This window comes from Haloquadratum walsbyi J07HQW2 (assembly GCF_000415985.1).
Lineage (GTDB): Archaea > Halobacteriota > Halobacteria > Halobacteriales > Haloferacaceae > Haloquadratum > Haloquadratum walsbyi_B.
On record NZ_KE356561.1, the window covers coordinates 408,978 to 422,265 of the forward strand.

12 protein-coding genes are annotated in these 13,288 nt (G+C 46.9%); 11 read left to right on the forward strand and 1 reads right to left on the reverse strand.

Annotation, left to right across the window (positions count from 1 at the left end; all coding sequences use genetic code 11):
• The first annotated feature begins 934 nt into the window (after nucleotides 1-934).
• The 10 genes from metE to J07HQW2_RS01995 all read left to right on the forward strand — a co-directional run bounded on the left by metE (nucleotide 935) and on the right by J07HQW2_RS01995 (nucleotide 11,410).
• Nucleotides 935-3,235, forward strand: a complete 2,301-nt coding sequence (metE, locus tag J07HQW2_RS01955) for a 5-methyltetrahydropteroyltriglutamate--homocysteine S-methyltransferase (protein WP_021053549.1) — start codon at nucleotides 935-937, stop codon at nucleotides 3,233-3,235.
• A 233-nt stretch (nucleotides 3,236-3,468) separates the two neighbouring features.
• A complete protein-coding gene (locus J07HQW2_RS19790; protein ID WP_394324623.1) occupies nucleotides 3,469-3,609 on the forward strand; it encodes a hypothetical protein in 141 nt (46 codons plus the stop codon).
• 211 nt (nucleotides 3,610-3,820) lie between these two features.
• Nucleotides 3,821-4,072 carry a hypothetical protein gene (locus J07HQW2_RS01960; RefSeq protein WP_021053550.1) on the forward strand — a complete coding sequence of 84 codons (252 nt, stop codon included), beginning with the start codon at nucleotides 3,821-3,823 and terminating at the stop codon, nucleotides 4,070-4,072.
• Between the two features lie 446 nt (nucleotides 4,073-4,518).
• On the forward strand, nucleotides 4,519-5,865 hold the full coding sequence (locus tag J07HQW2_RS01965; RefSeq protein ID WP_021053551.1) for an FAD-dependent oxidoreductase: 1,347 nt from the start codon (nucleotides 4,519-4,521) through the stop codon (nucleotides 5,863-5,865).
• Between the two features lie 512 nt (nucleotides 5,866-6,377).
• Nucleotides 6,378-6,902, forward strand: a complete 525-nt coding sequence (locus J07HQW2_RS01970) for an HVO_A0114 family putative DNA-binding protein (protein ID WP_021053553.1) — start codon at nucleotides 6,378-6,380, stop codon at nucleotides 6,900-6,902.
• 381 nt (nucleotides 6,903-7,283) lie between these two features.
• Entirely contained in the window at nucleotides 7,284-7,673 is a 390-nt protein-coding gene (locus tag J07HQW2_RS01975) for an urease subunit beta (protein WP_021053554.1), read from the forward strand.
• Nucleotides 7,666-9,381: an urease subunit alpha gene (gene ureC, locus J07HQW2_RS01980; RefSeq protein ID WP_021053555.1), complete on the forward strand. Its 1,716-nt coding sequence runs from the start codon at nucleotides 7,666-7,668 to the stop codon at nucleotides 9,379-9,381. The genes J07HQW2_RS01975 and ureC overlap by 8 nt, the downstream gene beginning before the upstream one ends.
• A 51-nt stretch (nucleotides 9,382-9,432) precedes the next feature.
• Complete coding sequence (locus tag J07HQW2_RS01985; RefSeq protein WP_021053556.1) at nucleotides 9,433-9,750, forward strand: urease subunit gamma; 318 nt, start codon at nucleotides 9,433-9,435, stop codon at nucleotides 9,748-9,750.
• Between the two features lie 19 nt (nucleotides 9,751-9,769).
• Nucleotides 9,770-10,675 (forward strand): urease accessory protein UreD, encoded by a 906-nt coding sequence (locus J07HQW2_RS01990; protein WP_021053557.1) that lies wholly within the window; start codon nucleotides 9,770-9,772, stop codon nucleotides 10,673-10,675.
• A 39-nt stretch (nucleotides 10,676-10,714) separates the two neighbouring features.
• Complete coding sequence (locus J07HQW2_RS01995; protein ID WP_021053558.1) at nucleotides 10,715-11,410, forward strand: urease accessory protein UreF; 696 nt, start codon at nucleotides 10,715-10,717, stop codon at nucleotides 11,408-11,410.
• 1,163 nt (nucleotides 11,411-12,573) lie between these two features.
• Here the strand turns inward: J07HQW2_RS01995 and J07HQW2_RS17140 are convergent.
• Entirely contained in the window at nucleotides 12,574-12,705 is a 132-nt protein-coding gene (locus J07HQW2_RS17140; RefSeq protein ID WP_303703894.1) for a hypothetical protein, read from the reverse strand.
• Nucleotides 12,706-13,023: 318 nt separating this feature from the next.
• On the opposite strand from J07HQW2_RS17140, the gene J07HQW2_RS19795 reads away from it, so the two are divergent.
• Complete coding sequence (locus J07HQW2_RS19795; RefSeq protein WP_394324603.1) at nucleotides 13,024-13,176, forward strand: C2H2-type zinc finger protein; 153 nt, start codon at nucleotides 13,024-13,026, stop codon at nucleotides 13,174-13,176.
• The last annotated feature ends 112 nt before the right edge of the window (nucleotides 13,177-13,288 follow it).

Below are 13,288 nucleotides of genomic sequence, written 5' to 3' on the forward strand. Positions count from 1 at the left end.
GCGTCAACGCTCACCGACCATCTCATCCGACTAGAGGAAGTGGGACTGATCGAGGTCAGCCGTACCGATCTTTTCAGTTGACCGACGCCGCTCGCGAGTTGTTCGGTCGGAACAACCTCTTTGAGCCCGATACATACCGAGAACTGTTCGCCGAAGTCGAGAAAACAGACGAAATTAAGGTCGCAAGGAGGGTTGAGCGGTCGAACGGACAAGACTGAAATCCACCTCAACACGCACGTTCTGCCGGATAGAGAACTCGACGTGTGTGATATTCCAGAAGCGAAATCAACGTAGAGTCGACAAGAGAGATCAGTCTCGACTTCGACTCAGACCATATGAATCGAAGAGAAGGCACGCATCAAAACTCATCCTCAGAGGTTGTGTACAACTGGTCTTGAGACCAATGAGATGGCATGATCCAAGTTGGCGTCCCCCTTGCGAACGGATATGTCCGAGAATCACCTGACGAGATACTGACGGTCATGAGTGTTGGATCCGCGACTAGATGCCACGACGGGCGAGATGGTTTATCAGCAGGCAAAGCGGGTAATGTGACTGAGATTTCGCTATAGTCCGGTTGGTATCATTTGGCGACTCGGTCGGATGATAATGTCAAATTGAATCACACTCTTGATTTGTCTATATGTTGTCAGGGACAGGACCCCGACATTCCATAGGAGGAAAATATACTGAACTATATGAACCGCCGGTCGAATATTTGACATTGAGCAGACCCCCATCGTCGATGTGTGAATTAAAAAAGAACATGGAAGGATCTCGCTGAGAAGTTCTAAATATTTCAGCGAGAGTTCCACGGGTCACCCGACCTGTGGTCATTTACGTCATAAACACTCTCAGCTCATGAAATTGGTCATAACCGTCAGATATTGATGCGATGCACGAATTCTTCCGACATAATCACTAATAGACATATATGACGACGACAGCGAATTTGGGATTTCCACGGATCGGCGCGCACCGCGAGCTTAAGCGGGCGGTCGAGGAGTATTGGAATGGAGATCGCTCAAAAGAGGAACTCCTTGCGGAAGGGGCGGAGCTGCGTGAGAGACACTGGCGGAAACAGGACGAACTTGGTCTTGATTTCGTTCCCAGCAATGACTTTTCATATTATGATCAGGTACTCGACACCTGCGCGATGGTGGGTGCGGTTCCTGATCGGTTCCCTTGGGATGGCGACACGATCGATATCGATACATACTTTTCGATGGCTCGTGGGATCCAAGAAAAGGACTTAGAGGGAGATACCTCCGGCGTGCAGGCGATGGAGATGACCAAGTGGTTCAACACGAATTATCATTATCTCGTTCCGGAACTGTCCCACGACACGGAATTCTCTCTTTCTTCGACGAAGGTTATTGATGAGTATGAAGAGGCGAAGGCAATGGGCATTGATACGCGCCCTGTCCTTGTTGGACCAGTGTCATTCTTATTACTTGGTAAGACTCAAACGGAGGATCTTGATTCGCTTGATCTGATTGAAGAGTTACTTCCGGTATACACTGAAGCACTACAGCGACTTGCTGACGCGGGGGCGCAGGCAGTCCAGATCGATGAGCCGGCTCTTGTGTTCGACCTTGACGATGAAGAACGGGCGGTCTACACTGAGGCATATGACATCCTTGCTGACGCCACCGATCTTGATATTCACCTTGCAACGTACTTCGAGTCACTTGGTGATAATCTCCCGACTGCGTTAGACCTCCCAGTTGATTCGCTCCATCTTGACCTTGTTCGGGGTGAGGGGCAACTTGATGACGCGCTTGAGTACGGCGTCCCCGACGAATTGAGTCTCTCGCTTGGTCTTGTAGATGGTCGTAATATATGGCGAGCAGATCTTGATACGCTGCTGGAGACGGTGGAAACGGCTATTGACGCTCTTGGTTCCGATCGAGTGATCCTTGGACCATCATGCTCGCTGCTTCATGTCCCGACCGACCTTGACGCTGAGCCAGGTCTCGACGACGACACGAAATTGTGGCTTTCGTTCGCGACAGGGAAGATTGAGGAAATTGTGGCACTCGCTGACCGGGCGAACGGTGATAAGACGGGACCGAAAGCCCTCTTCGAGCGAAGCCGCCGGGCAATCAAGGACCGAGCCGAATCCGACTGGATCAATGACTCAGATGTTCAGGAACGTGTAGACGGTATCGGTGGTGCGATGACGCGACGGGATTCCGACCGCGACGCACGACGAGAGATTCAGCGTGAAGCGTTTGACCTGCCGGAACTACCGACAACAACCATCGGCTCGTTCCCACAGACTGATGAGATGCGAGAAATGCGGGCAGCATATAAGAACGAGGAGATTCCTCAGTCGAAGTACGAGGCATTCATCGAAACGCAAATTACCGAAACAATCGAGCGACAGGAAGAGATTGGACTTGATGTGCTCGTCCATGGCGAAAGCGAGCGAGGTGATATGGTGGAGTACTTCGGGCGTCAACTTGATGGGTTCATTTTCACCGAGAACGCATGGGTCCAAAGTTATGGCACTCGCTGCGTACGTCCACCAATAATTGCAGGTGACGTAAGCCGTCCGGAGCCGATGACTGTACGTTGGCTGTCTTATGCCGACGAACAGACAGACGAATTGGTTAAAGGGATGCTCACTGGTCCAGTTACAATTCTACAGTGGTCATTCGTTCGCGACGACCAGACCCGTGCAGAGACATGCCGTCAGATTTCACTTGCAATTCGCGATGAAGTCCGTGATCTTGAGAATGCTGGGATTCAGGCGATTCAAATCGATGAACCCGCCTTCCGCGAGGGGCTTCCACTGCGTGAAAGCCAATGGGCTGAGTATCTTGACTGGGCAGTCGAGTGCTTCCGGCTTGCCTCCTGTGGGGTTGCGGACGAAACCCAAATTCATACGCATATGTGTTATGCGGAATTCACCGACATTATCGATGCAATCGTCGATATGGATGCAGACGTCATATCTATCGAGGCGTCCCGCTCAAAGATGGAGTTGCTCGGCTCTTTCGATGAACTCGATTATCCGAACGACATCGGGCCAGGTGTTTATGATATCCATTCACCGCAGATCCCATCCGTCGAAGAGATGGAGAATCTCATCTATCATGGTCTTGACGTACTTGATGAGGACCAGATGTGGGTCAACCCGGACTGTGGTCTCAAAACACGTCGGTGGGTTGAGGTAGAACCATCACTAAAGAATATGGTCAAGGCTGCTGAAACTGTTCGCGAATCCTGAATAATCAACCCTTTGAGACACCCAAATAATTTAGCGGCGATCATGCGTTAACGGAGTTATCATATGTCGACAATACAGGTGCTCCAATGCCGGCAACGAAAATCTTCGAGGACGATGATGAATTCCCTAAATCCGACAGATGAGAAACACTCGCATAGGATGTCCCCACGAGCGATGAGTTCCCTGAGGGGCTGAAGTACAGATCTCAGTGCATCGGTCTCGGCGATAAAGAGATCCTTCGGTACGACAACGCGAACGACGCCCACAGCATTGTACGACACCACCGCCACTACTGTAGCGAGGTCACAGGTATGAATTCAAGCACCTTCCGTCACACATCCAGAAATTTCTTGACGAGGCGAGACCACACATGAGCAAGAATTCGCCTGACCATGCCCACGAACCCCTAGAGAACGTCGAGTACCCCTCATTGGTCTACTGAATCAACAGGAGGCAGTTTGCATTCACATTCAGAGTGCGTTCCGAAGCAGGGAGTTCAACGAACTGCTGCGAGAGGGTGAACTGGAACTGATGACTAGATGTGTGTATCGGTGCCACTAAGTAAGATTGTGGTGACCACCGTATGTGTTGACCGTGCCCCCCATTCCAGAATCACAGTCTGTCGCCGATTACGTCGCAGATGGTGCGCGTATCGCCACGATACTCCTTATTTGGGGACTGATTGCCGCGTTTTTCAGCCATGGTCTGACTGAATTTACGAATTCCTTCGAGCGGGTCTTGACGCAGCTTGGAAGATTATTTGCGATCGTCGGGATTCTTAATGCAATTCTATTTATATTTTATCGCACTGCTGACCATTGGCACGACATAGCGTGAGTATACTACAGATGTCTCGCCGCTGATCCCAGTCAGCGAGGGCTTCGATGCCGCCAAAGAGGATGTGCACGAGAGCGTCGGAGGATATATCAAGCGGTTCGAAAAATGCCACAGAGTGAAAGATAGGACCGACCTGTGAGCGACGAAGAATTCGAGTCGATGCTCGAACGCAGCTCTTTCACTATTGGTGACCTCTGGTAGCCATTTACTCAGAGACAGAAGGCTGAACTCTCGATAGTCTGTTTCCTAGCCTGCGGTGGCAATCAAAAACAGAGCGAAGGCAGGCGATTCAAGCCAGAGGCACCTATGAATTCCACTAATGATATGATAGGAGTTCTATGACATCCGGAGTCGACGCTGGAGGATACGGTATCTCGTGTGTTTTATAATAATAGGAAAATATTTTAAAATTGATATTTCATATATATTCGAGTTTTATTTTAATAATGCCACTGAATAGTATGGAACGATATGATGAATCGCGTGTTGAACGCATCACCGGTACTGCTGTTGTTATCGGTGGGAGCATGGCTGGTCTTTGTGCAGCCCGGGTGCTTGCTGATGTCTTTGATGACGTTATAATCATTGAGCGGGATACGTTATCCGACGAAGCAGCAATCCGTGGTGGGGCACCACAGACCAGCCAACCACATGCACTACTCGAAGCTGGTCGAGCGACGCTTGAGGATCTTTTTCCGGGATTCACCCAGAGCGTTCGAGACGCTGGGGGACTCGCGCTCAACATGACGAGAGATATTGTCTGGTATGATAAGGGCGATACCGTCGAGGAAGCGGAAACCCCGCTGTCAGCTCTGTATGCAAGTCGACCACTATTCGAACACGTCATCCGAAAAAAACTGCGTACTAAATCGAATATCTCCTTTCGAGATGGCTGTCATTTTCTCACCTACACTCAGAATCGGTCGGCTAACCAGATTACTGGTATCAAATTCAGAGATGAACAGGGCGAAGAAACAACGCTTGAATCGAAAATCACTATTGATGCGAGCGGGCGAGCAAGCAAGACTCCATCGTGGCTTGCGAATAACGGGTATGTAAAGCCGGACGTCGACCGCGTGAATATCGATGTGACATACAGCACTGTCTGTATTTCTCGACCAGCAGATGACCATCATGGTGTTCTCATCGCCCCAGAACCTGGGCGACCTCGCGGGGCAGCTATGCTTCCAATCGAGCAGAATCAATGGCAGATCCTCTTACAGGGAGTGCATGGTGAGAGAGCTCCTGTCGATAAGAAGCGATTCATTAGCTGGGCTGCTCAGCTCCCAATTCAGGATCCTGTGCGTGAACTACGGGAACAACAGTGGCTGACGGATATCCGTCGCTATCCGTTCCCTGCAAGCGTTCGGCATAAGTATCATACCCTTCGTCGGTTCCCGGATAGATTTGTGGTCATTGGCGATGCAGTTGCAAGTTTTAATCCAATTTATGGACAGGGAATGTCAGTCGCTGCGCTTGATAGTCTCGCACTTCATCATGCGCTGTCAGATGGCATCACTGGAGTGGGACCGCGGGTTTTTGATCTCATAAAGCCGATTATACACGAGGCATGGCGAACAGCGGTGGGGAATGACTTCATATTTGATGAGACAACAGGTTCGAAACCATTCGCAACCGATCTGCTCAATATATACGCATCCCAGTTGGTCAAAAGAGCTCATGATGATGGGATACTAACAGAGGCGTTTTTACGTGTGTTCCGCCTCGAGCGGCAAGCAACCTCGCTACTACACCCGCGAATTTTGTGGCGAACGCTTCGCCCAAATCCATGAGGGTAACAGACCAAACGCACATTCGTTCTGAGGTGTGTGAGCTTCCTGTTTGGATGATTCCAGTACAGCGGTTATTGTCACAGATTACTCCCCCCGATATTTAGCCATCCAGTGCTGACCTTCCCGATCTCCTAGCGTGGTTAATCTCGACTCGATTCATACTGACCTGACTGATATTGACCTCTCTGAAACGAATGTACCGAGTGCAGAGTCGAACTAGACAATTGTTGGTGATTCCAACGGTGAGACGTGCTTTGCATCGAATCAACTGAGCCAGAAAATGTAATCGTCAAGATAGGGGAGATTAACGTAGAGTATCTTGGGGTTTGTCCCCAAGAGCACCACCGTCATGTTCGGTTTGGTGAGGACACCAAGATCCCGTTTCAGAACCTCATGTCGCACATTGCCCTCTTCCAAGAAATCGCTGAACCAACCAACACCGAGTATTCTAATTCATATGACCGACACTGATCACGACGGCTGACCCGACAAGCACCGCGATCGCCCTTCGCGTGACCGTCGAACGATCTGACGAGGCCCGTGAAAACACACTCGAGACCGCCGACGCAGCTACTGAGGGAGATTCATCGCCGGCGGTCGTGTCGTTCGCGATGGTCGGGGAACTGCGGAAGATTCTGACCGACCGCCGCATCGAACTCTCCCAGACCCTGTTGAACACCGACGGCGCTGCCGAGAGCATTTCGGTACTGGCAGATGAACTCAACCGCGACTACCGGACCGTCCACGGCGATGTCTCCCTACTTGCGGACTACGGTCTGCTATTTGTTTTCGACGAGGGTCAGTCCAAGACGTCATACTGCCCTGCGAGCGGGTTCATCCCGATGTCGACCTCGTTGGTGGTGAGTCAAGCGAAGAGTCAACGCCTGCGTGAAAACCTCTTCTGTTACTTACAACCAATAAATCACTTATCGTACAAATTATTATTAGTTATTTCACTTGAAGAGTTTATTCCGGATGAGAGCGCAGGCGAGGTCTGCTGGGTCAATCCCTCAGGACTGCCCCGGTTAGGGACGTAGGATAGTAGTCTACGTTCTTTTGACGTCCGTCGACGACGGTATGTGAGCGCGAATGGCGGGGACCACTCTGTCGAGTCGCTCAATCTTGGAAAAAGTGAAACGCTTAGACGGCGTATTAGTACTTATCGGCTCATCGAGCATTGAATAGGATCTGACAGTTGCAAGAACAGGCGACGAGTCGGCCGCACTTTATCGAGTCGTATTTATTACTCCAGCTAATCGGAATAATATATCAGAAAAATATAATTTTTCATATATTTGTAACAAACGCCAAAATTATGTTAGAAATATAAAAGTATCTGCAGAATACTGAAAGAAAATAGTCTGAATTGGGTCAAAAGTATAAGTAGAAGCAGTATAATTTTACTCTTGTACTCGGATATGGATAAGTCACAAACCCCCGGTGAAATAATACCAGACGATGGAGAGATACTGATCAATCAAGGTCATAATACTGAAAAAATATCAGTTCAGAATACTGGCGACCGACCGATTCAGATTGGCTCACATTTTCACTTTTTTGAGGTAAATGAATATCTAAAATTTGATAGAGAAGAAGCATTTGGGATGCGATTGAATATCCCAGCAGGGACAGCTGTGAGATTCGAACCAGGTGAGGAGAAAGAAGTTGAATTGGTAGAGATAGGAGGAAAGCGGCGTATTACCGGCTTAAATAATCTTACAAACGGAAGTCTTAATAGTGAATCTGTAAAGAAAGCAGCAATCAGGCGGGCGGAAAATCAGGGATACCAGGATACCGACAGTGACTAAAAAATTAACACATAAAGAGTATAGCAGTCTCTATGGACCAACGGATGGCGACAAGATCCGCCTTGCAGATACAGAATTAATAGCAGAAGTTGAGAAGGACTATACCTCATATGGCGAAGAATCGGTATTTGGTGGTGGTAAAACAATTAGAGATGGACTTGCACAGGCACCAGAGGTGACTTCAGATGAGGGTTCACTTGATTGGGTCATTACTAATGCAACAATAATTGATCCTATACTCGGTATTATTAAGGCAGATATAGGAATAAATGAAGGTAGAATAGTCGGTGTTGGTAATGCAGGTAATCCCAACGCTATGACTGGTGTGGATAATGATCTTATTATTGGTTCAAGTACTGAACCGTTCGATGCGTCTGGATACATCGTAACACCAGGAGCCTTAGATATTCATGTGCATTTCTGGGGCGCTAATCTCCCTGAAACAGCACTGAAGTCCGGAATTACGACCATGTTAGGAGGCGGAACTGGTGCAGCTACGCTTCCCATCTCAACTTCCGGTGGTTGGAATATAAAAATGATGATGAAAGCTGCACAGGAGTGGCCAATTAACTTTGGCTTTTGGGGAAAAGGATCAGTTAGCAACCCTGAGGGAATTATTGATCAAATAGAAGCAGGGGCTGCTGGATTAAAAATACATGAAGACTGGGGAGCAATGCCTGCGGTCATAGACACATGTCTAGATGTTTGCGATGATTATGACGTTCAGTGTATACTGCATACAGACACGCTGAACGAATCGGGGTTCTTACAGAGCACTGCTGATGCAATCGATGGTCGAACAATGCATTTATATCATATAGAAGGTGCAGGGGGCGGTCATGCTCCAGATATCATGGAGATGGTCGGTGAGGCAAATATCGTCCCATCATCGACAAATCCAACGAATCCATTCACTGTCAACACATATGATGAGCATCTTGAGATGATTATGGTTGTGCATCATCTTAATCCTGAAGTGCCTGAAGATGTCGCATTTGCGGAGTCGCGCATCCGTAATGAGACTATTGCTGCTGAAGATGTCTTGCACGATACGGGGGTAATAAGCATGTTTGGGACTGACTCTCAAGGAATGGGACGACAGGGTGAGTTGATATGTCGCACTTGGCAGGTAGCAGACAGCATGAAGAGTCAGAGAGGGTTATTGCCTGAAGATAAAGAAACCGGGGCAGATAATTATAGAATAAAACGGTATATAGCGAAGTATACCATCAACCCTGCAATTACTGCTGGGATAGAACCATATGTTGGATCGATTGAGCCAGGAAAACTGGCTGATTTGTGTATCTGGGAGCCTGAATTCTTTGGAATAAAACCCCATACTGTGTTCAAAAGCGGATTTCCCGTGGCTAGTAATCAGGGCGAGGGAAATGCCTCGCTGATCACAGCTCAACCCCGAAAACAAAGAGAGGTCTATGGCGCATATGGGCAGGCAAAACACGAACTAAGCGTTCAATTTGCCAGTCAAGCAGCGATTGAAAATAATATCGGGTCGAAATATGGGCTTTCAACCACTGTGTTGCCCGTTAAGAACACTCGTAATTTGACGAAGGAACATATGTTACACAACACGACTCGACCAAATAATATTGATGTTGATCCTGAAACGCATGAAGTAAGAATTGACGGTGAACTAATTACATGTGAACCTCAAGAGGAGGTCCCGATGGCACAGCAATACATGTTGTAGAGTTGTGCTGCGCTATTGAATAAGACAATAAATAAAAAATGGAAAGAAAGTATGAATCTTAATCCAAAGGATAGAGAAAGACTTGAATTATATAACGCAGCAGAGTTGGCAAGAAGACGAAAAGAAAATGGGGTGGATCTCAATTACCCCGAGTGTGTAGCACTCATTTCAGACTGGGTGCATGAGCGTGCTCGCGAGGGAGAGATGGATGTCTCAAAGATCAGCTCTGAGGCGACCAAATTACTTGATCCAGAGGATGTCAGAGATGGGATTCCAGAAATGATTGATTCAGTTCAGACTGAGCCAGTTTTTCCTGATGGAACAAAACTGGTAACAGTGCATAATCCCATCCGAAACTCACCAGATTAACTTATATATAGATTTTATTATGCGAAACAACGTACCGCAATCGTTTCAAGAATATAACCAACAAGAAGTTGATCAGTTACCCTCTGGTTCACCGGGAAAAGATGGCACAGTTGAAGCAGTATTTACTGCCAGGGATGATGGTATGACAAACGTGTCATATCAGTACGCACGTCCACCGTTCCATTTAATGGGTGACCTTCATCACGATGAACAGCTGCAGCACCTTTCGACACTATATATTCAAAATCCTAGTGGTGGTATGACACAGGGAGATCACCATGAAGTAGATATCAAAGTCCAGCCTGAGGCGCAAGCAAATGTTGCTACACAAAGCTCAACAAAGGTTTACGGCATGGAAGCAAATTATGCAAGTTCACTTACCGAGATATCTGTGGATAACAATGGATATTTAGAATATATGCCAGACCCACTAATTTTATATGAAAACTCTCGTTTACACAAGCACACAGATATAGAACTTGAGCAGGGATCGACTCTGCTGCTGTCAGATATACTGGTCCCTGGACGATTAGCCCGTAATGAATTCTTTGAGTTTGATAAATATCACTCACAGCTTAATGTTACTTATGATGATAATGAGATATTAACAGATAACTATGTATTGACTCCGGAGAACACTGATCTTCAAAGGGACGGATTAATGAAAGATTTTCACGTATTTGGAACGATATTTATCATATCTGATGACTTTAACTCACACGAGGTTAATGATCGAATTTATGATCATGTGAACGAAATGGGTGAGATTACTGCAGCATCCTCGGTGTTGCCATACAATACCGGGGTTGTACTGCAAATACTTGGTCATACCGCACAGAGTGTTCAACAGGGTATTGATCGTGCATGGGATAAAACGCGGAATATCTTATTTAATGTAGACAGACGAAAGAAGAGAACGTACTGAGTAATAAAATAATTACAAAATTATGAAGTAAGCTAAACTATGGCAGATAATATAAAGACCCAAACAAGTGAGTTTCTGACATCATTACGATTGGCTGATTCCTTCCTACCAGTCGGAACGTACGCTAGTTCATATGGTCTCGAATCATTTGTACAGGAAGGTATCATTGATGACTCGGATGACCTAAGAGAACTTCTCAAGGATTATCTTCGACATCTAGTAGCTCCCAGTGATATTATTGCGATATCTTCTGTCTATGACGCTAGTGATGAATCAGATATAGATAAAATAATACAGATCGATAATAAATATCACTCGACGCAAGTAGTCAAAGAGTTCCGAGAGAGTTCAATTAAATCAGGCAATAATCTATTAGACTTGTCTATAGAGACGAGTGATTATAATCTACCAAATGAGATATATGAAAAGCTACCACATTGTCATTATGTTACGGTACTAGGGATAATTTCCAACGATGCTCGGATTAAAAAAATAGATGCATGTTTGACACATGTCTACTCATTCATGACTGAATTAATCAGCGCGGCGCAACGGCTATTTCAGTTAAGCCATATTGATGTTCAGCAAATTCTATCTAATTTACAGCCAACCGTAGTAGATTCCTGTCAGACTAATATTGATAAGAATATAGATCAAATGCAATCATTCTGCCCTTGGATTACAATCATGGGTATGAAACACGAACGCGAAGATGTTAAACTATTCATGAGTTGATCTCGTTATTAACTATTGCGGGATCTAGGTCCAGTTCTGTGTCTCGGTACAATGCAGATCATATAGGAGATAGATGCTTGTACCCCTCACAAAAACACTAATTGCAGCAAGGGCTAACGCGGTGAGGTCGCTCATGTAGAATGCGATTTGAACCGCTCGAAGTCCAACAAGAATCGTAAATGCAGGCGCTATCGTCTAAAACATAACTGAGAGAATCGAACATATTGCCCCGAATACCTCCTCCCTCACGACACGACGGACTTCAGACTCGCTAAGGGTACCGGACTCACTCATAGAAGCTGTTCTTGTTAGCATCTACTAGATGATTATGCTTGCACTGGTCGGGGTATCTGAGTGGACTGTTTGAGTTACACTTTTACATTGAATTCACTTTAAATACCTATTACACAGTTTATATTTTGCGCGATCATCAGGAGCTCTCCCTGAGCTGGGGAATCAAATAAAGATACCAGCAAAATTCGTATGATGGTTAATTAATAAAACATCGATCACTGGTCGTCGTGCGAGTCGGTTGTATATCAGATCCGTGTGAAGAGACGGGAGTCACAAAGACGTATTCCGGCGGCAGGTTTGATTTGTTCGCACCCTATTCTTCAGATGTTGTCATAGAACACAATTCTGCTGGATTGGCACATGCCTGTCAGTCTGGCGGTCATTGTCGGGAGTTGTATGGCTCATCATTCCCCAATCTAAGCTCCGAAACTTTCCAACGAGGGTGCTCAACTCTAGTTGCTCGTCATCATGTCTGTAGAGACTTACTACCGGTCTCACGACATCCTCTCTTGACACTTTCCCCATCATTTCATGCAGTTACACATCGATAACGAGGGGTGTGGGGTACCCAATCGTCGCTCGGCTCCCCGTCGGAGACGATGGTCAGAACCCGGCATTACTTTTCCGACGAGAACTGCGCATTACGCCCTTCACGGTCTTGCTCGCGCTTCTCGCGGAACCCTCAGGATGGTCGTCTGCCCGTGCTTGGTAATAACAACAGTTTCTTCAGAGCTATTCGACTGCTTTGTCTTGCGTATGCGTTCATGAATAAATCTTTCCGGTCTCATCAAACAGTCAATCCATTTACTTCGTCAGAGGAGTTAGTAAGGTCATTGAAACACTCATCAGGTCTACGTTTCGAAACTGATTCAATGCCCATATTCCTCTAATTGTGCTTCGACCTCATCAAGATAATCGAGTCCAATCATGACCAGCGCTCTCCCGGAGGTCTGCCAATGAGATGTCCTCATCGAACAACGCTCGCTCTCAGGGGTGCTCATAGATTTTTATGATCACGGAAGCAGCCTGTCGAGAATCCATCCCTCCGAGTCCTCGCTCAGTGATTCTTTTTCGATATCATCAGTGTAGAATCACATTAAACCCATCAGGATTCTTAATCATCTATGAAGCTAAGACTGACGTATATTCTGTTTATCAACGCCACAGGTCGACGTCTACATGGCTCTCACTGGCGGAACCCGTTGAACTCGCTGGTGTATTGTTAGTTATCTGGGCGAGCAGATTAATACTCCATGGCAATTCTGATGACCATTTTTTAATAACCGATTTATACCATATACTCCTCAATTATTAATGTAATGTCGTACACTTGCTCCAGCTGCGATGCACAGTTCCAAAACGCTGCCGGCGTGACCCAGCACGTCCCGCTTCACCACAACACGTGTTCCGAGTGCGACGAAAGGTTCGACGAGACTGACGCGCTGCGCGACCACATCCACAAGAACCACTGAGCGATCACTACGCCACAGAAAAGATCTGTCTCGGTCACAATACTGATTTTTCGGTAGAAGACGGAGCCACGAACGCGCCCAAGGACATGTTCAGCTACGAATCGATCGGGGT